The sequence below is a fragment of the Bacillus sp. GC_Bacil_1 genome (assembly GCF_026540675.1).
GTDB classification, from domain to species: Bacteria; Bacillota; Bacilli; order Bacillales; family Bacillaceae_G; genus Bacillus_A; species Bacillus_A cereus.
Map to the genome: position 1 here is coordinate 62,419 of NZ_JALNUG010000017.1, position 23,392 is coordinate 85,810.

The following is a 23,392-nucleotide window of genomic DNA, read 5'->3' on the forward strand; positions in this document are numbered from 1 at the left end:
TTTACTATGGAAACGGGTGCGGATGTGGATTTAATTGTTCATTTGTTAACGGTTCAGTGCTATATCCAAGTGTCATCGGTACGGTATAGACTCTATCTAATCCTGTAACACGAGTAAGGTGATGGCCGAATGTCATAGGTAACATGCCTGGAATAATGACTTTTACACAGTGTAGTCCGTTCTTTTCTATAAGGGGAACGGTTTGATCTACAACGATTATTTCAAGATTAGATTGATGCAAACGATTTAAAAGTTGGTGGAGATCGGATGTTAAATCCATATCAAATGACTGTGATACATTCATTTCTTGGAACGTTTGCACTGGTGCATCTTCTCGTAAAAGGAAGTGAAGACGTTCTTCCGTTTCTTTCAATCCGTACAGCATACTGTGGTCTTCCATTTTATTAACGAAATAAGGATCTTGTAAGCATTTTTCATAGTATTCTCTTTTGTGCTCGAGTTCATCGTCTGTTATAAGTAACATGCCTGCGATTTCTTGAATGGCACTTTTTAAAGCTCGAATAGGATCTAAATGAGCGCCTCCCGCACAAACAACGTTCATTCCATTTTCACGTGTATTTTTTGCAATTACCCATAAGCTCGGGATGCCGTGTTCCATCGTCGCATTAAAAGCGTGTAATTCATATCCGGTAATCGTACGTAACCGCTGAATCATTAATTGTAATTCTGTATCATTTGCTGAACTCAGATCAAGGCGGGGAAGAGGTAATTCGGCATACCAAGTGAGTAAGAAGGCATCACGCTCTACAATTTCTAAAATGCCGTGAAAAATCGCTTCTTCTAAACTACCGCCAATTGCACATCCATTTGATGTTTCATACACGAAAGCATCTCGATGACCGAGGCTATAATAAGCAATTGATTCAGGAACTAAAAGCGGTCTGTTTTGTGATAAAGAATATCCCCATACCCAGTTTTGCTCATAATCAGGATCAAACGGCTTAAATGGAAAATTATCACGATTGTAATGTTCATTTGTATGTACACCGAGTGTGAGGGGATTTAGTGCATGTTCCTCTAAATCATGAAAACTACCATGCACATTTGTCTTTTTCCCGCGAGGCGACATACCGCAATATCGTTCTAAACCTTCTAAAATAGCAGTTGCTTCACTCACTGCAAATGAATGAGTTCGGCCTGCAACACCTTCATTTCCAAACATTAATGGCATATTTATAATGACGTCAGCAAATGGCAATAAAGAATGCTGCATTTTGCCGTTCAACATACCGATCCGATAATCTAAATAGTCTTTCGTTAAAAATGTGTTTAATTCATGAATGGAACGGCAGCGATACGTTTCGGTGCTTACTTTTAAACTCGGTTGTAAAGAAACTTCCGCCGCATCCGCAGTATCATCAGGTAAATTACTACATACAGGACAGAGAGGATCTGGAAGAAAAGAATGCCGCGTACATTGTAATGTTTGTAAATTTAGTAAAATAAGTTCATTTTCTAAAGAAGAATGGTTATGAGTTAATATTTTTTCTGTCTCTGCGCAAATAAGATGGCACATTTGTAACATTCCATTTTGGGTGGCACGTACATCACGCCTCGTTCCATTTTCGGCTTTAAAGGCATATTTCCGCTGTAGTTCCCACATTTCTTTTTGATCAAAGCCAGCGATAAAACGGCGTCCATCAGAACAATGGGAACATCCGGGCGTAAGAGGATGAATGTAAGGACCGATAATACCTTCGCCAAATGAAGTGAAACCACGAAGCCACGGAATATGATTTGAGCGAAAAATAAGTTCCGCATCATGATGAATAGTAGAAGGAGATCCGTCATGTAATACGAGAGCGAGATGAATATTTTCAGGGAGTTCTTCGGTAAGGGTATGTTGACGAATGATGGAATATTGTTCGCATAATTGATCATGTACATAGTCTGCAAGTAGGCCATCTCCTATAAGCAATATATTTTGAATCATAAACCGTCCTCCTTTGCAATTAATACTCCGTACACACCGTCTAAGTTTTCTTTCAAAAATGGTTCAATCGCTAAATCAAATACGAATGGATAAAAATTATGTTCTTCTAAATGTTGTAAGGCGAGTTGTAAAGATTGTACGCTTGGAATTTCTTCTTCCGCTTGTATTTCCACCCTAAAAGAATCAGTGTCATATAAAATAATAGATGAGTCATACAAAATATTAGCTCTGTAAGGAATTTCTTCATTTTGAACGTGAAAGAGTGATAGTTGTAGTGCGTTTCGTAACGCTAACGTCATATTAATATTAGATGCACCGTACCATCTATCATTTATACCAACCCAAACGGCTGGAAAACTGAGAATCTCTTCACTCATTGCGATTTTAGGTGTTTCATGAATTGTAGAGAGAGCTTCGTAATAAAATCTACAATGTTTATCGTGAATATCAGTTAAATCAATCGTTGTAAGTTCTTCTAGCATATGTGACTGCCGCTCATACAATTTATTGTTTAAATGTTGCTGTAGTGCCCGGTAAAATCCTTCTGTCATCGTTTCTCCAGCACCGATACCGATATCGTTATGTTCAGGAATAAGGCGGTGAATGATTTCTGCTACATATGTTTCAATTCCTGTTAAACCGGCTTCTCGGCGTGCTTCATTATGAGTCAATCCACTGCAAGTCATAAGAGGCAGAAGGTGAGCTGGGCCATCTGATAGTGGAGTGGCTACTTGAATATAGCACTGTGATAACGGTAATTGATATGAATCTTGTTCATCCCATACATGGAATATACCGGCTTCTTTAGAAGTTAATGAGTCAAAAAATCGGAATACATCAGTTGAAGTATGTTGGTTCGACCGATGCTCAAGTTTTTCAGAAAGATTTTCTATCGTATCAATTGTAAAACTTTCATCAGTTGCAAGAGGATGTTTTATAAAAGAATGCCACGTTCCTTCAAGTGTTTCATAGTTTAATAAAAAGAATTGTGCTTCTTTTTCCCGATGTGAATCATCTGCGACATGCTTAAATAATTCAAAAACGATTACATTTGTTAACATTGCAGATGTAATTGGTGAGAAGGAATCAGATGAATTTTCATTTTGTAAATTCGTTTCATGTAGTCGATGCCATGCGGATTCCCAGCATTCATCACGATTTTCCGTTACGACAGGCCCAGCTATACCGAGTATAGATAAACAAATAGCTGGTATGAAATTCTTTTTCGTTTCTCTACAAATAGTGTGAACTGTTTGTAAACCATCAATGTCTCCATTTTGGGAAACATATAAAATCCAATCAAAAGGTTCGAACACTTCATGCAAGGGACGGTCAATTGTAGTATCGATTTCTTGAAGGAGTACACTGTTATCAACTTCATATGCACGTTCTATTAGCTCATGTATTCTGTCATAGTTTGTTTCATCCCGATCTGTAACGAGGTAATGAAATGTAGGTAAACCAGATTCTAATAAAGAAGAAACTAAAGAAGTAAGCATATCCCCAGAACCAAGTACAAGTACATTTGCCCCGCGGTACGTTTCGAATTTTAAAGCACCTGAATGAGAATCAGCTTCTAAAAATTCAATTTGTGAAGCATATCTGTCGAGTAATGTACTGTTTAATTCATGAGGTGCATCTTGATTTGCATCACGAACGAAACCATTTTCATATAAAACCTCTCCAATTTCAAATACACGATTTTGATAGGGGAGAGGGAGTCCATCAGTTATTTCTGCTAAAGAATAATTACCGTTAAACATGGGCATTAATTTTTCAATCCAGTCATAAATTCCATCACCGTCCATGCGAAATGAACTGGCGTTATTTCGAAAATAGACACCCCCGTTTGAATCGGGGAGGAAGAAAGTGTCCTTATTTACTTTAAGTTTTGCATGAATTGGAAGGTTATTCATTTTAATCCTCCTTACGTTTAGGCATACATTAATACTTTATGTCATGAAATTTGTCCCGTATGAACACAATAAAAAAAGGCTGTAGAATGATTCATTCTACAGCCTTTAATAGATTTTAATCTATCAACCTTCTAATAATAATGACTTTGGATCTTCAAGCATATCTTTAACAGCAACAAGGAAGCTAACTGCTTCTTTACCATCAACAATACGGTGATCGTAAGATAAAGCAATGTACATCATTGGGCGGTTTTCCATACGCTCGTTATCAATTGCAACTGGGCGTACTTGGATTTTATGCATTCCTAAAATACCAACTTGAGGGCTATTTAGGATTGGTGTTGACATTAGAGAACCGAATACACCACCGTTTGTAATTGTAAATGTACCACCTTGTAGTTCTTTTAATGAAAGTTTGTTATCGCGTGCTTTCATACCTAAATTACGAATTTCACTTTCGATTTCAGCGAAGTTTAATTGGTTAGCATCGCGTACAACTGGAACAACTAATCCATCTGGAGCTGCTACTGCAATACCGATATCATAGAATTTTTTGATGATAAGCTCGTCACCTTGAATTTCAGCATTTAATAATGGGAATTGTTTTAATGCTGCAACAACTGCTTTTGTGAAGAATGACATGAAGCCAAGACGTACATCATGTTTTTTCTCGAAAGCATCTTTGCGTTCTTTACGTAATTCCATGATCGCGCTCATATCAACTTCGTTAAATGTTGTTAACATTGCAGATGTTTGTTGAACTTCTACAAGACGTTTTGCAATTGTTTGACGGCGGCGGGACATTTTCACGCGCTCAACTGGTTTTTCGAATTCAGTTTTTGCAACTGGAGCAGGAGCTGGGCTCTTTGGAGCAGCTGGTGCTTCTTTTGGTGCTGCAGCATGAGCTTGTACATCATGTGGTCTCACGCGTCCAAGTGGATCTGTGCTACGTACGTCGTTTAAGTCGATTCCTAATTCACGAGCCATTTTTCTAGCAGCTGGTGATGCGATAGGACGGTTCGTATTTGGTAAGCCTTGTAGACCCGTAGTTTGTTCAGCATTTGGAGCCGCAGCTTTCGGTGCTTCAGCTGTTTCTTGTTTTGGTTGCTCAGCAGCTGGAGCAGGTGTACTTACTGCAACTGGTGCTCCATTAGCATCTAAAATTGCGATAGTTGCGCCAACTTCAACTGTATCCCCAGGTTCGCCTAGTAACTTCGATACAATACCTGAATCTTCTGCAATGATTTCTACATTGACTTTATCAGTTTCAAGCTCAACAACGCTGCCACCTTTCTCAACTTTGTCGCCTACGTTGATAAGCCATTGTGAAATAGTTCCTTCGGTAATAGATTCTGCAAGCTCAGGTACTTTAATTTCGATCATTTTAAATGTCCTCCCCTTATTTGCCTAACGGTGTGTTTTTTCTTCTTTTGTCTTCGGTAATCTCCATTTGTTAGCCTGGCCTTGGGCAGATATTCTGCCCAAGGAACAAGCTAGAAACCTTCATTGTTACTTTTTAGTTGCTGTAAACTTCAATTTCTTGTTTATCTTGACGGAAGTTATACTTCACATCTAAAGCATGTGCAACAATTAGTTCTTGCTCAGCTTTGTGAGCGAATGGATCGCCTCCAGATGGACTAGAGCGATCAGGACGTCCAATGTAACCTGTTTTCACTTTATCTCCAGCAAGTTCGAACAGAATTGGAGCCATGTAATGCCATGCGCCCATATTACGAGGTTCTTCTTGAACCCAAATGATTTCTTCTAAGTTTTTAAAGCGTTTAATAATAGATTGAACTTTCTCAGCAGGGAATGGGTACAATTGCTCAATACGAACGACATGAACTTCGTCTAAGTTGTACTCATGTTTACCAGACTCGATTTCTGCTGCTAAGTCAATCGCCATTTTACCTGTACTTAAAACAAGACGTTTTACTTTATTTGGTTTCATACCAAGGTTTTCTTGTTCTAAAGCAGGTTGGAATCGTCCTTCGCTTAACTGACTAGCAGTTGAAAGCGTAAGTGGGTGACGTAATAAACTCTTCGGCGTCATCAGTACTAATGGTCGAACAGCTTCTGTTCCTAAGATAGATGCTTGACGACGCAGGATATGGAAGTATTGTGCCGCGCTCGTTAAGTTTGCAACTGTCCAGTTATTCTCAGCAGCTAACTGTAAGAAACGCTCTGGACGTGCACTAGAGTGCTCTGGTCCTTGACCTTCATAACCGTGTGGTAATAGAAGAACTAAACCAGATTTTTGACCCCATTTTGCTCTTCCAGCTGAAACATATTGATCAAATAATGCTTGCGCAGTATTTGAGAAGTCACCATATTGCGCTTCCCACATAACAAGAGTTTCTGGAGCGAATACGTTATAACCATATTCGTAACCAACAACAGCAGCCTCTGATAACGGACTGTTATGAACAGAGAACGAAGCATTAATGTTTGGTAAACGGTGTAATGGTGAATATGTTTCGTTTGTATCAGTATCGTGTAATACGATATGACGGTGTGCGAATGTACCACGCTGTGAATCTTGACCAGTTAAACGAATTGGCGTACCTTCTTGTAAAATAGAAGCGAATGCTAACGACTCAGCAAGTGCCCATTCAATTTTACCGTTCTCTTCAAGAGCATCTTTACGGCGCTCAAGAATTTTCTTCACTTTTGGATATACGTTAAATCCTTCTGGCCAAGATAGTAGACCTTCATTAATTGCACGAAGTGAGTCAATCTCAACACCAGTATCGATTGGTTGAATACCTTTTGCAACAACATCTGGCACTTTAACGTGAATTGTTGCATCACCCGTATCAGCTGGTGGTACTTGTGCATAGTCGGATTTTAATTGCTCTTGTATAAACTGCGTAATTGTTTCAACTTCATCTGCATTTAGAACATCAGCAGCTTGTAATTGATCTGCATAAATTGCTCTTACAGTTGGGTGATTTTTAATTTTTTTGTACACTTGTGGTTGCGTAACTGCTGGGTCATCCATTTCGTTATGACCGTAGCGGCGGTAACCGATTAAATCGATTAAGAAGTCTTTTTTGAACAACATGCGATATTGAATCGCAAGGTTAGCAGCAGCAAGACAAGCTTCCGGATCATCAGCGTTCACGTGAACAATAGGAATATCGAAACCTTTTGCAAGGTCACTTGAATATTTCGTAGAACGAGAATCATAACTATCAGTCGTAAAACCAACTGCATTGTTTGCGATAACATGAATCGTTCCGCCTGTTTGATACGCGTTCAATCTGCTTAAGTTGAGTGTCTCAGATACAATACCTTGACCAGGGAATGCAGCATCACCATGAACTAAAATTACGAATGATTTTGAAGTATCTTGATCTGGAAGACCAGATTTTTTACGATTCTCTTGAGCAGCACGTGCGAAACCTTCTACTACAGGATTCACGAACTCAAGATGACTCGGGTTATTTGCTAATGTCACGCGAGTGCTAACTTCTTCGTTACTAACGACTTGTTCTCTACCTAGGTGGTATTTTACGTCGCCAGTCCAGCCAGAATTGGCTACTGCGCCTTCTATTTTTGCATGTTTGAACTCAGCAAACATGTGACTATATGGTTTTTCTAATACGTGAGCAAGTACGCTTAGACGACCGCGGTGAGCCATACCAATCATGACATCCTCTACGCCGTTCTTAGCACCTTCTAGAACAATTTCATCTAAAACAGGTACAAGCATATCAACGCCCTCGATAGAGAAACGTTTTTGCCCAACGAATGTTTTATGCAAGAATTGCTCGAAACCTTCAACAGCTGTTAAACGTTTTAAAAGAGCAGTTCGTTTTTTATTTGATAGTGGTTGACGCAATGAATTTGATTCCACCATTTGATGCAACCACGCGCGTTCTTCACTATCTTGTATATGAGAAAATTCATAAGCTAAAGATTTTGTATAAACGTCTTTTAATCTATGAATCACATCAAGTGCAGTGTGAATACCTTCTGGTGCATCTTGCCATACTGTTTTCGCTGGAATCGCTTTCAAGTCAGCATCGCTCAGTTCACTCATTGCTTTCTCAAGAAGTGATTGTCCATTTGCAGCATCTTCCATCGGGTTAATGTGAGCCAACGTGTGCCCGAAAGAACGAATTTGCTCAACAAGTTGAACGACTTTAAGAATTTTTTCAATGTTACCTGTGTTTTGAGGAGAAAAATGTGTTGCTGTGTTGTCCCCTGTTACGACATCATCTTGAAACGAAGGAGCTCCAAAAATTTCAAAAAGCTCTTGTAATTCCGGATCAACAGAACCTGCTCCAGTTACGTAAAGATCATACTGCTCAATAACATAACCAAGGTTCGGACCGTGGAACTTGGCCCAAGGGTTTGTCGTTGTATTCTTCCTCGTCATTTGTTTAAACCTCCCAATGCATATAATCCTTTTCCATACAAAGGTGCATTTTGCTCTTTTTCAATAAGTAATGAATCAATAATCAATGTAAATGTTTTCTTTACTCTTATGTTATTACAATAATTTACATAATACCAAACACTATTACTTATCTGTTTTGTAAAAAAACATTCACAATAACTTATCACCCAAGTTAATCTTTCACTTTATAAAGTAATTTTACAGAAAAATGGGGTGGATATATTTGGTATGCCTATACTAATAGCTATAATTGTTGCATTTAAATATAGGTATAATAGTTAGAATGTCTTGATGAAATTTAGTTTGAATTATGTATATTGAAATAATAAGCGCTTTCATAGATATTATACAACAATATAACGGAATATAGTATAAAAAATAAAAAATTATGAATTTATCGTAAACTTTATTTCGATAGTGTTAAATATCGAAAGGAAAATGAAGGATTTCTACAAAAAAAGTTGCTAAACATAAAAAATGGTTCATAACCCGTTAGTTTCTATAAATATGCCAAAAAACACCGTAAAACCAATAACACATTTCATCTAATAAAGAAGAGAATGAAATATTTTAAAAGGATAAAACAAATATGAAGATATTAAATTTTAAAAAAGGTGAGGAGGAAATATAGTAACGATTACATACAGTGTTCCATGTTTTATTACAAAATAGACGTGCTCAAATCGAACAAGTTTCTTCTATATAAATAGAGTGAAAAATGATTGGAATAAATGTAAAGGAACCTTGACGTAAAGTTTACTTTACATATATACTCGATATATGGAAGGAGGGAGAAATTTCCTTGGAAAATAAAATGGTCGAATACCGAAAAAAATTTGGACTATCTCAAGAAAAGTTGGCTGAGAAACTTGGAGTTTCCAGACAAACCATCATTTCAATTGAAAAGGGGAAATACGATCCATCACTTCCGTTAGCATTTGAAATAGCAAAAACATTTCAAACAACGATAGAACATGTATTTATTTATGAAGGAAAAGAAGAGGGGGAATAGGGATGAATTATTCACAAAAGTACTTTGTAATTATGGGGATTATTTTTCTATTTATGAGTGGATTTATGATATTAACAGGTATAATGACGCATTCTGCACCGCCAGCTATAACGTATCCATTGCTTGGGATGATGATTATGAGTTTCTGTCTAAGCTACTTGCACCCGCAATTTAAAGAAAAAGACGAGCGAATGAAACTTATTCGTTATAAAGGAATGTTTGTAACCTTTTTTGCATTAACAGCATATTATCTTCTTTTCTCTATCGGCTTAAACTTAAAAATACTTACACTATCTGCTACTGAATTATTGAATATACTTATGGCACTTACGATGAGTACCGTTTTTATCTCATTTGTTGTTTTGGCAAAAAGATATTAAGATGGAAGAGAGAAAGGAAGATTAACATATGCAAATGATGTATGCTTTTGGCATTGGGCTTGTATTATTTTTAGCAGTATTCTTATTTATTCGTAAAGACGTTCAAGGCGGGACGTTAACGAAAAGAGGCTTTTATAAAATGATCGGCTGTTTAGTTGTTATGTTTATTGCGATTATTGTAATGATTGTTTTAATAAGTCGGTCACTATAGAATGTAAAAACGGAACCTTACTGCGGTAAGGTTTTTTTATTGTTAAACCTAAAAATTACCACTAAATCCATTTACTATAAATAACTTATATTATATAATCCAATGAAATGATAGATAAGGAGTGTAGTATATGAATAAAAAAACTATCTTCTATTTATTAACTTGTCTACTACTTGTAGCTAGTACTACTTATATAATATGTAACAAACGAGAACAAGTGCCACCTATATTAGTATGGGACGAACAAGAATACTATGTTACGAATGAACCTGCCAAAGTAGAAGAAGTTGGGCAAAAACTTGGTGAAGTAACAAAAAAAATTAAAACAAGTAAAAAACCTATTAAAAATAGAGAATCTAATACATTACAAGAGAAAACAGAAGTATTCACAATGATTGAGGAAGAAAAAGGTCCTCAATCACCTTTAATCATAAAGGAAACTTATAGTGATGAATATAGGGTAGTGAGGCCGATGTTGAAGCAAGTATTATGATGAAAAGGAGATTCATATGCAGACAGTAACTTCATATCCGTGGTCGTTAAGAAAAATATTTGTCTTTTTCCTCCTATCGGTGCCGCTTACATTTTGATGAATAGAGGAGCAATACAAAAGAGAGATTTCATTTTATATTTATTATTTGCTGCTATTAATCTATGGCTTTGGTTATCGCTTATGATCTTTGATCGGAGTATGTGGATGGTAGCAGGGCATTATGTGTTTGGAGCAGTTGTTGTTGTTTCGAATATGAATAAGAGATAAGCCAGCAACATTAAAGTTACTGGTTTTTATTTTGTTATTTATAATGAAGAAACAAATTTTTAATAGAGAGTAGTGGGCGTTATGAGATGGAAAGCAGGAACGTTTGAAAAAATAGAAACGAATGACTCATCTATTGAGAAACTCATACATACATTTAAGGAACAAAACGTAAATGGCGGAGCGGTTATAAGCTGTTTTAAAGTACATAACGAAAATTTTTTCAAAGAAATACCATATTGGAAAGATGGACACGAGCACTTCTTTAGAAGAATCTTTAACTCTTTAGATATAATCAATAGCTTAGAAGAGTTAAAAATACATACGTCAGAAAAATATAAGTTGCATTTTAAAGAGCGATGGGCAGTCATGCTTGATGGTAGCATTGCCGCTCAAATTTTGTCGGGCGGAGCATATGAAGGATTTAAGGAACGACCAGTTATCGCAAAACAATTAGCAGTCAATGTATGTCAATATATGTTCCAAGATCGATACGAAGATATTAAAGTGTTCGAAAGCTATCGCCCTTGGACAGATTGGTTTTACGATGTTGCGTGGGATGTTACTTGGATGGTGCTAGATAGTAGGGAACAGAAAATGTGGTTCATTTGTGCTACGGATACAGATTGATAGAAGAGGGACCTTGTAGGAATGCTGCAAGGTCCTTTATCTTTTGGGAATTAATAGAAAACGAATCATATAAATGCTATACTAAAAAATGTTTGTAATGTCAGTTTCATAATATTGTATGATGCTGACTTACTAGAAAAGATAAGAGGAGAATGAACGTGCAAAAGATAAAGAAATTATTGCTATTAATGATGGTAGTAGGATTAACAGCAGGTGTTTTAGCAGGGTGTGCAAATCCGAAAGATACTACAGAAGAATTTTTAACAGCGATACAAAAAGGTGATGTAGAAAAGGCTCGTACATTTGTTGAGAGTGACAAGGAATTTAATAAACTAAATGAAAAAACAGATGATGCTGAGGCAAAAGCAATGCTAAGTGCAATTACAAAGAACTTTAAATTTGAAAAGATAGAAGAAGTATCGAAAAAGGAGGACAAAGCAGAAGTGAAAGTGAAAATTACATCTGCTGATCTATCCGTTGCTGTAACAAAAGCAGTGGGAGAAGTTATGCCAATGGCTTTCGCTAGCGCATTTAGCGAAGACAAAGAACAATCTGAAAAAGCGATCGAAAAAACAATGACCTCAACTATCATCAAAAACTTAACGGATAAAGATGCAGCAATGGCAACTCGCGAAGTTACCTTGAACTTAAAGAAAAACAAAGATGGCGATTATAAAATCGTTGCAGATGATAACTTGAAAGAAGTATTGTTTGCTAATGCGAAGTCGTTGGAGAAGATGTTTGGTGGAAAGTGATTGAATTAGATAAAAAGAGACACCATATCACGTAGAAGGTTGATATGGTGTCTCTTTTTTATGAACCTGGAGAGGTTTGAACGCACGAAGTTAATTATATAAATTAGATATTATGTTTTTTGAATTCGAGACATAAAGCTAGTTGTAACAGAGGAGGTACTGTATTCTATGTTTTCTTATGCGGATCCTGTAACGTAGAAAGGTAAAATTTCTGGACCAGATTTTAATTAGTGTTCCTTCAGCTTTAATGAGGAGGTGTACGAAGATGTTGTGACTATGCCTGCTGGATACTATTAATTGTGAAGTTAAATAAGACAACAATTTATTAGAGGAAGATTAGTTAGTTTAAGTATCAGATTTAGGTGTTTAACAGGGGTACTAATTAATTTCAGTTCTTCCATGAAAAATTATAGAAAAAGTATGGATAAACAAATTCTTGTTTTAAGTGAATTTTGTAAATGTGGGGGCTGCTTTAAATAAAGATGGTCAAACACTATGTAAATAATTGAGAGTATTAAAATATGCAGAATTGCATATTAAATATTTAAAATCTTATGCTAACCTTATAATGCGAAATATAACATTTGTTGGTAATGATTCATTTTTGAAAGATAAAAAATGAATCATTACAGTGGTATACAATTCACTGTCCTATAGCATAAACGATAATAACGAAAGCTATTTGAAGTCCATTGAAGGAAATAAGTTATTAAAAAAGATTCCATATAGGGAATTTGTTGAAAATTCAGATTCTACAAATGTCATCTTATTTTTAATGTCTTATAAGAGTGACGCCATTAAAGGGCAAAATATTGTAGTTGACTATGGATATACAATTGTATAAATAAATCATCTTGGGAATTAAGGGTGTGGATAATGAGTTTACTAATTAAAGATTTAACAAAGAAATTTGACGAGCATGTTGCAGTGAATAATTTGAATATCGAGATACCGAAAGGTGAAATATTTGGATTCTTGGGCGGGAATGGAGCAGGTAAAACGACTACATTTCGAATGATACTTGGACTTTTATCGAAATCAAGTGGGACCATTTCATGGAATGGTAAACCTATAAATTATGGTGTTACAGATAAAATTGGGTATTTACCAGAAGAACGTGGTCTTTATGCGAAAATGACTGTCAAAGAACAAGTTGACTTTTTTGCAAAACTAAAGAACATGAAAAGTAAAGATGCAGAAAAAGAACTTCACTATTGGTTGGAGCGTTTTAATATTACTGAGCATCTGAACAAAAAGGTAGGAGAACTTTCTAAAGGGAATCAGCAAAAAATCCAGCTGATAACAGCGATTATACATAAGCCTGAACTCTTAATTTTAGATGAACCATTTAGTGGTTTAGACCCAGTAAATGTTGAAATGTTAAAAGACGCTGTTCTTGATATGCAAAAACAAGGGTCGTCAATTCTTTTTAGTTCACATCGTATGGAACATGTGGAAGAGTTATGCCAACACATTTGTATTATGCACAAAGGTGTACCTGTTGTTCAGGGTGACATTGCCAAAATTAAAAGTGATTTTGGTAAAAAGAACGTTGTAATCGTTGGCGATCATGACTTTGACCATTTGAAAGAAATAAAAGGTGTAGAAAGTATGAAGAAACGTAAAAATGCAGTTACTCTTAAAATTTCATATGAAGAAGTGTCACATGTTTTATTTAAAGAGATAACAAAATTAGGGTATGTTAAAAAGTTTGCAGTAGAAGAGCCTACATTAAATGATATCTTTATTGCGAAAGTAGGTGCACAAAATGAGTAGTTTCTGGACAATTTTTTTACAAAACTATAAATCTAAAGTGAAATCAAAATCATATTTTGCTATTACAATAATAGTTTCTATGTTAATTATAGGATTGATGAATTTTGACAAGATTTATAACTTGTTTGCAGGTAACGAGGACGATCAAGTTGTTGTTGTTACAGAAAAAGAAGAATTATATTCAACCATTCATCAAGTGTTTAAAAATGTCGATAGTAAGATACAAGTTAAACGTAGCACGGATAAACAAAAAGCAGAATCAGGTGTTAAAAATGGTGATTATACATATGCAATCGTTGTAGAGGAATTGAATAATAAACAATTAAAGGCTACGTATATAACTGAGACGGATGTAAATCAGCAAGATGTTAGCAAGGTTCAAACGATTTTATCTCAAATACAATCTTCTAACTTCGCCCAGCAATTGAATCTATCGCAAGATGAATTAAAGGTGTTAACAACGCCAGTAGAAATTCATACCAAAACGGTTTCAGATAAGGTTAAAGATGGAGAACATACTGAGGGTGTAGGGATTTTAATTAATGTCTTTATCATGCTAAATTATCTAATGATATTAATGTATGCTGCACAATTAGCAACAGATGTTGCAACAGAGAAATCTTCTCGTGTTATGGAGTTAGTTGTTTCAAGTATTTCGCCTACCAAACATTTATATGCGAAGCTATTCTCAACATTATTGGCTGGTATTACGCAAATCATAATTTGGGGCTTGGTCGCAACTGTTGGATATAAAACAGCAATTAATGATTCGAAAAATGATATTTTAAATAGTATTGATTTAAATTCTGTTGCTCCAACTCTAGTGTTTTATGGGATTCTATTCTTCACATTAGGATTCTTATTATATGGCTCATTATCTTGTCTATTTGGCTCTATCATTACGCGTATAGAGGAATCTTCTCAAGCTGTTATGCCGCTGATGTTTATGTTACTTGCTGCTTTGTATATAGCGATTTATGGAATGTCAAACCCAAGCAGCATGGTTGTTACCATTACTAGTTATGTACCTTTCTTCACTCCTATTGTTATGCTTGTACGAATTGGATTCCTCAATATCCCAGTATGGGAGATTGCGCTAGCATTAGCAATTCTAATTGCAACAATATGTATGATGATTGGTTTAACGAGTCGTGTTTACCGCGGTGGCGTATTAATATATGGTAAAGGTGCATTTAGTAATATCAAAAAGGCAATCAAGTTAGGGCAAAAATAGGATTCGTCTATTCATTTTTAAACTTAAATTTACAAAGATCTGCATAGTTAAACTGTGTAGATCTTTTTTGTTGAGAAATTTATATAAATAAATATAAAAATTGCCGTATTAGGCTATTTTTCAAAGAGAATTTTAAAAAGCTCCCAAAAGAGAGTAAAGAATCGAGTTCTAGCGAACAACGTAGAGCGATGATTAATATAATTTATGTCTTTCTCCAAAATGGAGAAAAGAAGTAGGGAAAAATTTAGTTTTAATAATAATCATTTATTTGCTACATAAAGAAACCCCCTTGACTATCAAGGGGGTTTTCATATGACCCCGGAGAGGCTCGAACTCACGACCTCCACCCTGTCAAGGTGGCGCTCTCCCTGCTGAGCTACGGGATCCCAACTATAAATGTTACCATCAGCAATGTGTTTTCATTTCATTCGTGTAATCGGAGGATTTGTATAATCTGTTGAATATTGTAACATTTGATGTATTCCTATAATAGCAACAAACTTTAATAGTGTAAAGATGTAATTTTCTGAATGTTATCATTCCAATTTGTATATAAAAAATAAGCCCCGAAGAGCTTATTTCAATAATAATAATAATATCACTGCAATTATCAATGATATCATCAAAAATACAAGTATAAATAATGGAGCTCGTTCATGAGCTATCTTCCTGTAAGTGTCATTGAAGCTGTATAAATTGTATCTACAGAACCGTCAGCATTTGTAATTTTAACTTTGTAACGATATTCCCCGTTTTCTGGAAGTTGTCCACCCCAACCAGTTGTATTGTAAAATTCTTCGTTTGTTCCAGCTGGTAATTCGGAGCCGAAATTGAAGTCAGTTTCATAGTAACCCCAGCCACTTGCCCATTTCTTTTCAATAGTTACACGATAGCGCACATCTTCAGCTCTATCATTTGTGATTTTTGCAATCATATTTTGGCCGTAGCTGTACTCTGTAGCGTGTAATTGAATTGTGAATCCATTCAACGTTTTGCTAGGACCACAAATATAACGACAGAACTCGCTTGCTCCGTCAGCATGTGCCTTCGGTGTATCAATGTTCATAGCTGTTAAACCGCCTAAAGCTAAAGCTCCTGTTAATAATACTTTACCAAATGTTTTCACTTGAAATTCCCCCTAAGTATATTCTCAATTCGTTCCATAGATATCACATTAAGTAGTTTTATAACATTAATCTAATCTAACACTTTTTTCCTCGAGTGCATTCGCTATGAATCTTTCATCTTGTAGTAATCTAATCTCTACATAAAATTTCATAGTTTTGATTCCATATATGTATCATGATTTACATAGAACAAATCTGTTAATACGTTTTGGTTATTTGCTTATCCCACCACTCTTTATTACCTTTTATTGGTAAAACGTTGGTTTTATTATATACCATTATTATCTATTTACAAGAGAAAATCATACTGTATGCAAAAATGCATAATAAAAAACACTGCTTGTATTCTGAATTACAGAATACAAGCAGTGTTGAGTTTCAATTAATATTTGATTGGAACCTAATGCTTATACATATATCATCGTTTATTAAAGTCATAATTGATAAACCTTGTCCAGGGGACGCCCTTTCTGCTGAGCTACGGGATTTTCATAAGGGAAAGTATAAGCGATTATGAGAGTAATGTATGAAGGAATAATGATGAGAAGCGAATTTAGTAGAAAGTAGTCTTTAGATGTAGAGGTTATATTATTTCCGATACCAATCTAAAGGACCTTCATCACTCAAATCAACAAGAAAAGGGAACAAGAAGTGTAAAGGTAAGCTTATAAGTTCTGGCATAGCGTTCACTGTTTTTTTTGATAGATATTGCCTCCCAAAACAATACGGACAATCTTTTTCAAATGTCACGAGTATTGACCATACATCTTTTACTTTCCATTTCGTTTTACAATACGTACAATGCGCCATTGAGTTCCTCCTCAGTTTAAGGTGTTTTCTAATATATTCTACTTTATTGTACGAAAGTCATTTGAATTTGATGTGGTAAAATGCAAAACAAGCCTAACCTCTTTCTACATTCAGGAAGGGGTTAGACTTGTTTTAATTCCGTTCAAAGTCTCTGTGTATCAGGCTGTTTATACATTGCCTAGATAGCTTCGTGTTAAATTAGGGAGGATAATTTTTCCATTTTTACTGTATTTTTCGAATAGCTCTGATAGGAGAAAAATAAAATTTTTATACTGTTCGTCATTTTCTTTCGGAGCATAAGATGCTGATAAATTCCTTCCCAAAAACCCTTCATAATCAAAAAGTAAATCATTTTGATATTCTTTAAAATCATACTTTCCATCTTTAAAAAAGTTGTTAAATACTTCTGGAGTTTCATCTATTCCACCGCTAAAGCCTTTAAAGTTTGGACAGGTTTTCTGGAAAATTTCTGCATTCTCTTTAATAAGTGGACTAGTTAAACCTCTACTATTCCAAACAAGTGCAACATTTGCTTTTTGTTTTAAAATTCGCTGGCATTCGATTTTGAAAGCCTCTTTATCAAACCAATGAAATGCTTGGGCAACAGTTACTAAATCTACACTATTTTCTTTTAAAGTGGTATTTTCAGCAGTTGCTTTTATGGATTGAAAACGAGAATATAGTTTTAACGATTGCTCAGCCATCTTTCTCATATCATCATTTGGCTCAACTCCAATAACATGTAAACCACTTTCAAGCAGCTGGTGGCTAAATATCCCCGTACCTGAACCAATATCAGCCACAATCCGATTTCCTTTCAGTTGGTTAGCTGAAAGCAAGTAATCAATATATTCATTAGGATAACTAGGGCGATATTTTGCATATATATCGGCCCTGTCAGTAAAATTTTCTGTTGTTTTCACAGTACTACCTTCTTTCTTACGATATTATGTACAGAAATAGAAATTAAATATGAATTCCGGCATCAGTCTCTAAGTCTACAACTTAAGAGCCCAGCTAAATAGAAAGCCTCAGTTTCTTTATTCAAATATCCTTTATCCGTTTAGTATACTATTTTAGATAATATCTTCCAAAAGACTAGAATGGCTTATTCAATTATGTTTTAAAGTGTATATTTTTATGGATTTATTTAATAATTTATGAGCGATTGTATGTCGTATTACGTTTACGTAGGTAAGAGATTTTCATTTTTGCTATTTAAATTGGCCAATATATCCTTTTTACAATTTACTGAAAATCATGTATAACAGAGATACATGATTATTTTATCTCGCTATTTGCGGGCAGTAAGATCCCTTACCTCGAAATTTAGCAAAAGTAAAGAAGTTAGGTTGGGGTCGGGATGGCCGTAAAAGTCCGATTGGTGAGGGTTGATGAAAGTTTCACTTTATAAATATTCAGAAGTAGAGGGAGAAAAGTTGTAATGGTAAGAAAAACGTTCAAGATGCGCGTGTCTAAAAATAGAACGATTTCGATTAATGGCTCGATTCTTGATGTGGATGTTACACATGATGAATTTTTACAAGAGTTTGTTGAGTGGGTCGATTCTAAAGGTTGGTCGTTTATGGGGATAACCGATGAGATTACGCCCGAGGAAGCTAGTCAAAAGTTAATAGATTCGTTGATAGATGAGAAGGATAAGAAAGAGTAATTCCTTCTTATTTTTATTGTATATTTATGTTCTTTATCGTAAAAATATGATATAGTAAAAAATAGTGAAAATTCTTCCAGTTTAATACAAATTACATATGATTGGTAGATTTCTTATTTTGTTAGAGGAGTAAATGGAAAAGGGAGAGTCATATGTTAAATTTTAAGAAAATTTTGGTTTTTATTACAGTTATTTGTTTGTTTTTATTGACACCTATGACATTGCGTGCTGAGACGAATATTGGAGTAAATCCAGAACAAGTTGCACCACCACCTGCAGAAGGACCGAATGTTTTTAGTCAGTTTGCAACGACAATTGATGCGAAAACAGGAGATGTTATGTATGACAAAAACGCATATCACCGAGCATATCCTGCTAGTACGACGAAGGTGTTAACAGCGATTTTACTCATGGAGCATACAAAGCCAGAGGATCAATTTACATTTTCACAATTAGCATTAGATCAAGAGAAGAGTAATTATCAAATTGAGTTTCAACCTGGAGAGACAATTAATAGAAATACTGCGCTTATGATTTTAATGGTGCTGAGTGCGAATGATGTGTCGTATGCGATTGCGGAGCGGATTGGCGGGAGTGTTGAGAATTTCGCTAATATGATGAATGAGAAAGCGAAGCAATTAGGGGCGAAAGATAGCCACTTTGTAACACCGAATGGACTGCATGATCCGAACCATTATACGACGCCGTATGATATGGCTATGATTACGAAGGGTGTGCAAAAGTATCCTGAAATTTTACAAGCGATGAATACGAAAAGAACGACAGTTACGACGTCTAGGCAGACGGTGTCTATTTTTAATAAATCTAATTTTTTTGAAAATCCATATAGCATTGGCGGTAAGACAGGGTTTACGAATGAAGCGCGTAATACACTTGTTTTAGTAAATGAGAAAGATGGAAACCGTATTATAAGCGTAGTAATGGCTTCTCAAAGACCTGAAATTTATGAAGATTTGAAGCAGATGGCGGAATATTCTTTCGGTCAATTTACGAAGCAAACAGTGCTCGATAAACATAATTGGCATCAAAAAACAACATATTTAAATAAAGATGTTAATTCTGAGTTGGAACAAAGTGCGGAGCTTATGCTTAAGAAAGATGAAGGGAAAAATGTGAAAACTATTTTCCGGGCGGCTTCATTAGATAAAGAATCTTTATATCATAAAGGAATACATCGTGGTGAGGTAGTTGGTGCAGTTGATATTACGAAAAATAATCAAACAATTGCGACGGTAAATGTTCTTTCAACAGAAGATGTCACTTTTGCGATGCCTAAAAAAGATACAACTATGCCTGCAGTAAAAGACTCAAATGTTAAAGTAATAAGTGTTGGGATAGGTGCGATTGTATTATTTGGAGCAATTTTATATGTAGTGTTGCGCCGAAATACAAAAGGAATGAAATCAGAAGGTAAATAAATTACTAATAAAAAGATTGTGTAAAATTTTGGCACAGTCTTTTTTTTATACTTTAAATAACTAATAATTGTAAATTTTCTTATTGCAATAACTTAAAGTTCGTTATATCATTTACTTGTGTTCTTGTTAAAGAACGTAATGGATATTGCATACTTCAAATAATATAAAACAACGGAGAGGGAGAGAGACGATGAAATTAATTTGGAAGGTAATTAGCAACGCGATCTCATTTGTTTTATTTGCATTGATGGTTTTTTTAGCTTTTGTAGTTATTTCTTCAAAAGCGAGCGGTGGTGATCCGACAGTGATGGGATATCAATTTAAGAGCGTTCTTTCAGGATCAATGGAGCCGACGTTTTTAACAGGATCAATCATTGCAATAGAACCAAACAAAGATGGTTCTAAATATCAAAAAGGTGATGTTATTACCTTTAAAGAGAAAGATCAAAAAATTATCACTCACCGTATTATCGGTGTGAAAGATACAAATGGAAAAGTAATGTATGAAACAAAAGGGGATAACAACAACGGACCAGATTTAGAGCCAGTACTTGCAGAAAATGTAGTTGGAAAGTATGCAGATATTACAGTTCCGTACGTTGGTTATTTACTGAATTATGCGAATTCAAAAGCGGGAGCAGCATTACTTCTTATTATTCCAGGAGTCTTTTTACTTGGATATTCCGCGATTTCTATTTTTGGGGCTATTCGTAGCATTGACGGAGAAAAGAAAGATAAAAAAGTAGAACAATCCGTCTAGTTCGTTTGGTTATACTTTCCGTTTAGGAAGTTAACAAATATATATATTAAGGGGATATGGACATGACTTTAAAGAAAAAATTAGGAATGGGTATTACATCAGCAGTACTAGGAGCAGCGTTAGTTGGTGGAGGAACATTTGCATTTTTCAGTGATAAAGAAGTGTCAAACAATACATTTGCGGCTGGGACACTGGATTTAGCATTAAATCCATCAACAGTTGTTAACGTATCGAATTTAAAACCTGGGGATACAATTGAAAAAGAATTTAAACTAGAAAATAAAGGCTCTTTAGATATTAAAAAGGTTTTACTGAAAACAGATTATAATGTAGAAGATGTAAAGAAAGATAATAAAGATGATTTTGGTAAACATATTAAAGTAACATTCTTAAAAAATGTAGATAAGCATGAGACAATTGTGAAACAAACTACTTTAGATAAATTAAAAGGTGACACACTTACAGCTGTAGATAATGATTTATCGGCTTGGTTCTGGGATGAAAAAGGTATTTCAGCAGGTAAATCTGATAAATTCAAAGTGAAATTTGAGTTCGTTGATAATGGAAAAGATCAAAATCAATTCCAAGGCGATAAGTTACAATTAAATTGGACGTTTGATGCACAACAAACAGCAGGTGAAGAAAGATAATAACAAAAAGGGCTATCACATGGATAGCCCTTTTTCTATTTTTCTAGTATTTGTCTATCAATTTTAATAGTTCTTTACTATAATATAGATAATGTTCTGTATAAAGAACGTAATGTTCGATGGGAGAGATTAAGATGCTGAAAAGACCGCGTAATTTTAAAAAGATGCTTATATTGCCGTGTATGTGTTCTATTACGTTTTATTTAGGATCTCAAATTATGACGCATACAGAAGCGGCGTTCATTCATGAAACGAAAGTAGAAGCGACGTTTTCTACAGCAATTATATTTCCGAAAACAGTTAATACGTTAAAAGAGCAATCTGAGAAACATAAACAGTTTATTGAGCGTGAGTATGGAACGATGAAGGGAAAATCGAAAGCAACTTCTATTGAAGAAATAAAACAGGCGATTTCTGTATGGCAACAAGGGCGTGAGAAAATTGTTGCTGAGAAGGAAGCCCTGCAAAATGTATATACTGAAATAGAAGCTCCTTACAATCAAATACAAGAAGAATTAAAGGTAAATAAAGATGAGTCGATGCAGCAAGTGTCCATATATGTAAATGAAGGCTTCCGCAGTATCAAAGAGAAGCGTGACTATATTGAGAAAGAAATTAGCTTGAAAGCTATTGATGAGCAAATTCAGGCTCTTCAGCAACAATTAAACATTGCAATTGAAGCGGAAGGACAAAAGAAAGCCGAAGAACAAAAGAAAGTAGAAGAACAGAAGAAAGCCGAAGAACAAAAGAAAGTAGAAGAACAAAAGAAAGCCGAAGAACAAAAGAAAGTAGAAGAACAGAAGAAAGTAGAAGAACAAAAGAAAGCCGAAGAACAGAAGAAAGTAGAAGAACAGAAAAAAGTAGAAGAGCAAAAGAAAGCGGAAGAACAGAAAAAGCTAGAAGAGCAGAAGAAAGCGGAGTAACTGCTTTAGTGAAACAGTCAGAAAACAAGAATGTGGTGTAAGAGAGAGTGAACGAATAAGTAAGACTAGTAATATTTATACGAGTGTGAGGGAACGTTAGCCCTCACTTCTTTATTTTTCTTTTTTCTTATAGTATTAAATGATTTGAGTGTGAAAAAATAAATAAATTATCATTCTTTTTTCTGAAAAGTCTAAATAATATTGAGAAATAAAAATAACTGAAAATATTAATAAATATGTGTTGTGTTTATATAGGTTTGTTCGTTATAATGAACATAAGGTTTTTAAAAAAGAACACATATTAGCTAAGCTAATATAGTTTTCTTTACATCTCTTATTGAAAAATAAGTGATAAAAATATAAAAAAAAGCTAGGGGGAATTGATTGTGAGTCTGAAAAAGAAATTAGGTATGGGAGTTGCATCAGCAGCATTGGGGTTAGCTTTAATTGGTGGAGGAACATTTGCATTCTTTAGCGATAAAGAAGTATCAAACAATACATTTGCAGCTGGGACGTTAGACCTTACATTAAACCCTAAGACGCTTGTAGATATTAAAGATTTAAAACCAGGGGATTCTGTTAAGAAAGAGTTCTTATTACAAAACAGCGGTTCGTTAACTATTAAAGACGTTAAATTAGCAACAAAGTATACTGTTAAAGATGCAAAAGGTGATAATGCTGGTGAAGACTTTGGTAAGCACGTTAAAGTAAAATTCCTTTGGAACTGGGATAAACAAAGTGAGCCTGTATACGAAACAACTTTAGCAGACTTACAAAATGTGGATCCAGATCTTTTAGCTAAAGACATCTTTGCTCCTGAGTGGGGAGAAAAGGGTGGATTAGCAGCTGGTACAGAGGATTATCTATGGGTGCAATTTGAATTTGTAGATGACGGAAAAGACCAAAATATCTTCCAAGGTGATACATTGAATTTAGAATGGACATTCAATGCTAACCAAGAAGCTGGGGAAGAAAAATAAT

Annotated in this window: 22 protein-coding genes, 1 tRNA gene and 1 pseudogene; 16 read left to right on the forward strand and 8 right to left on the reverse strand. The window is 35.0% G+C overall.

Features of this window, described 5'->3' with window-relative positions; translation table 11 throughout:
• Positions 1 to 4: 4 nt before the first annotated feature.
• The 4 genes from OXT04_RS22775 to odhA form a co-directional block, all read right to left on the reverse strand.
• Positions 5 to 1,954, reverse strand: coding sequence for a TOMM precursor leader peptide-binding protein (locus OXT04_RS22775; protein WP_224980881.1), 1,950 nt, complete (start codon positions 1,952 to 1,954; stop codon positions 5 to 7).
• Positions 1,951 to 3,870, reverse strand: coding sequence for a putative thiazole-containing bacteriocin maturation protein (locus OXT04_RS22780; protein ID WP_110496200.1), 1,920 nt, complete (start codon positions 3,868 to 3,870; stop codon positions 1,951 to 1,953). The genes OXT04_RS22775 and OXT04_RS22780 overlap by 4 nt, the downstream gene beginning before the upstream one ends.
• Positions 3,871 to 3,993: 123 nt before the next feature.
• Positions 3,994 to 5,253, reverse strand: coding sequence for a 2-oxoglutarate dehydrogenase complex dihydrolipoyllysine-residue succinyltransferase (odhB, locus tag OXT04_RS22785; protein WP_000569893.1), 1,260 nt, complete (start codon positions 5,251 to 5,253; stop codon positions 3,994 to 3,996).
• A 133-nt stretch (positions 5,254 to 5,386) separates the two neighbouring features.
• Positions 5,387 to 8,254 (reverse strand): 2-oxoglutarate dehydrogenase E1 component, encoded by a 2,868-nt coding sequence (gene odhA, locus OXT04_RS22790; protein WP_090975847.1) that lies wholly within the window; start codon positions 8,252 to 8,254, stop codon positions 5,387 to 5,389.
• Positions 8,255 to 9,077: 823 nt separating this feature from the next.
• Between odhA and OXT04_RS22795 the strand changes: the two genes are divergently transcribed.
• From OXT04_RS22795 to OXT04_RS22840, 10 genes and pseudogenes are all read left to right on the forward strand, one after another.
• Positions 9,078 to 9,287: a helix-turn-helix transcriptional regulator gene (locus OXT04_RS22795; RefSeq protein ID WP_000428506.1), complete on the forward strand. Its 210-nt coding sequence runs from the start codon at positions 9,078 to 9,080 to the stop codon at positions 9,285 to 9,287.
• 2 nt (positions 9,288 to 9,289) lie between these two features.
• A complete protein-coding gene (locus OXT04_RS22800; protein WP_001109901.1) occupies positions 9,290 to 9,667 on the forward strand; it encodes a hypothetical protein in 378 nt (125 codons plus the stop codon).
• A gap of 28 nt (positions 9,668 to 9,695) precedes the next feature.
• Positions 9,696 to 9,878: a DUF3976 domain-containing protein gene (locus tag OXT04_RS22805; protein WP_001178303.1), complete on the forward strand. Its 183-nt coding sequence runs from the start codon at positions 9,696 to 9,698 to the stop codon at positions 9,876 to 9,878.
• 130 nt (positions 9,879 to 10,008) lie between these two features.
• Positions 10,009 to 10,371, forward strand: a complete 363-nt coding sequence (locus tag OXT04_RS22810; protein WP_097822204.1) for a hypothetical protein — start codon at positions 10,009 to 10,011, stop codon at positions 10,369 to 10,371.
• 16 nt (positions 10,372 to 10,387) lie between these two features.
• Positions 10,388 to 10,638, forward strand: a pseudogene (locus OXT04_RS22815) (hypothetical protein).
• Between the two features lie 81 nt (positions 10,639 to 10,719).
• The gene (locus OXT04_RS22820) at positions 10,720 to 11,265 is read left to right on the forward strand and encodes a hypothetical protein (RefSeq protein ID WP_267417824.1); all 546 of its coding nucleotides are present in this window, start codon (positions 10,720 to 10,722) and stop codon (positions 11,263 to 11,265) included.
• A 158-nt stretch (positions 11,266 to 11,423) separates the two neighbouring features.
• Positions 11,424 to 12,020 carry a DUF4878 domain-containing protein gene (locus OXT04_RS22825; protein ID WP_139213194.1) on the forward strand — a complete coding sequence of 199 codons (597 nt, stop codon included), beginning with the start codon at positions 11,424 to 11,426 and terminating at the stop codon, positions 12,018 to 12,020.
• 631 nt (positions 12,021 to 12,651) lie between these two features.
• Positions 12,652 to 12,864 carry an SDR family oxidoreductase gene (locus tag OXT04_RS22830; protein ID WP_257142769.1) on the forward strand — a complete coding sequence of 71 codons (213 nt, stop codon included), beginning with the start codon at positions 12,652 to 12,654 and terminating at the stop codon, positions 12,862 to 12,864.
• Between the two features lie 32 nt (positions 12,865 to 12,896).
• On the forward strand, positions 12,897 to 13,796 hold the full coding sequence (locus OXT04_RS22835) for an ABC transporter ATP-binding protein (protein WP_267417836.1): 900 nt from the start codon (positions 12,897 to 12,899) through the stop codon (positions 13,794 to 13,796).
• Complete coding sequence (locus tag OXT04_RS22840; protein WP_069605293.1) at positions 13,789 to 15,030, forward strand: ABC transporter permease; 1,242 nt, start codon at positions 13,789 to 13,791, stop codon at positions 15,028 to 15,030. The genes OXT04_RS22835 and OXT04_RS22840 overlap by 8 nt, the downstream gene beginning before the upstream one ends.
• A 313-nt stretch (positions 15,031 to 15,343) precedes the next feature.
• Here the strand turns inward: OXT04_RS22840 and OXT04_RS22845 are convergent.
• The 4 genes from OXT04_RS22845 to OXT04_RS22860 all read right to left on the reverse strand — a co-directional run bounded on the left by OXT04_RS22845 (position 15,344) and on the right by OXT04_RS22860 (position 17,890).
• Positions 15,344 to 15,416 (reverse strand) — tRNA-Val (locus OXT04_RS22845).
• A 275-nt stretch (positions 15,417 to 15,691) separates the two neighbouring features.
• Positions 15,692 to 16,156, reverse strand: a complete 465-nt coding sequence (locus tag OXT04_RS22850) for a hypothetical protein (protein ID WP_267417840.1) — start codon at positions 16,154 to 16,156, stop codon at positions 15,692 to 15,694.
• 589 nt (positions 16,157 to 16,745) lie between these two features.
• Positions 16,746 to 16,967, reverse strand: a complete 222-nt coding sequence (locus tag OXT04_RS22855) for a hypothetical protein (RefSeq protein WP_000929654.1) — start codon at positions 16,965 to 16,967, stop codon at positions 16,746 to 16,748.
• Positions 16,968 to 17,134: 167 nt separating this feature from the next.
• On the reverse strand, positions 17,135 to 17,890 hold the full coding sequence (locus OXT04_RS22860) for a class I SAM-dependent methyltransferase (RefSeq protein ID WP_267417843.1): 756 nt from the start codon (positions 17,888 to 17,890) through the stop codon (positions 17,135 to 17,137).
• 521 nt (positions 17,891 to 18,411) lie between these two features.
• Between OXT04_RS22860 and OXT04_RS22865 the strand changes: the two genes are divergently transcribed.
• The 6 genes from OXT04_RS22865 (at position 18,412) to calY (ending at position 23,391) form a co-directional block, all read left to right on the forward strand.
• Positions 18,412 to 18,639 carry a hypothetical protein gene (locus OXT04_RS22865; protein ID WP_000251856.1) on the forward strand — a complete coding sequence of 76 codons (228 nt, stop codon included), beginning with the start codon at positions 18,412 to 18,414 and terminating at the stop codon, positions 18,637 to 18,639.
• Positions 18,640 to 18,791: 152 nt separating this feature from the next.
• Positions 18,792 to 20,078 carry a D-alanyl-D-alanine carboxypeptidase family protein gene (locus OXT04_RS22870; protein ID WP_267417845.1) on the forward strand — a complete coding sequence of 429 codons (1,287 nt, stop codon included), beginning with the start codon at positions 18,792 to 18,794 and terminating at the stop codon, positions 20,076 to 20,078.
• A gap of 190 nt (positions 20,079 to 20,268) precedes the next feature.
• The gene (sipW, locus tag OXT04_RS22875) at positions 20,269 to 20,838 is read left to right on the forward strand and encodes a signal peptidase I SipW (protein ID WP_000767802.1); all 570 of its coding nucleotides are present in this window, start codon (positions 20,269 to 20,271) and stop codon (positions 20,836 to 20,838) included.
• A 62-nt stretch (positions 20,839 to 20,900) separates the two neighbouring features.
• The gene (locus tag OXT04_RS22880; protein WP_000172852.1) at positions 20,901 to 21,488 is read left to right on the forward strand and encodes a CalY family protein; all 588 of its coding nucleotides are present in this window, start codon (positions 20,901 to 20,903) and stop codon (positions 21,486 to 21,488) included.
• A gap of 119 nt (positions 21,489 to 21,607) precedes the next feature.
• Positions 21,608 to 22,411: a DUF4047 domain-containing protein gene (locus OXT04_RS22885; protein WP_086387357.1), complete on the forward strand. Its 804-nt coding sequence runs from the start codon at positions 21,608 to 21,610 to the stop codon at positions 22,409 to 22,411.
• A 386-nt stretch (positions 22,412 to 22,797) separates the two neighbouring features.
• Positions 22,798 to 23,391, forward strand: a complete 594-nt coding sequence (gene calY / locus OXT04_RS22890) for a biofilm matrix protein CalY (RefSeq protein ID WP_000053715.1) — start codon at positions 22,798 to 22,800, stop codon at positions 23,389 to 23,391.
• The last annotated feature ends 1 nt before the right edge of the window (position 23,392 follow it).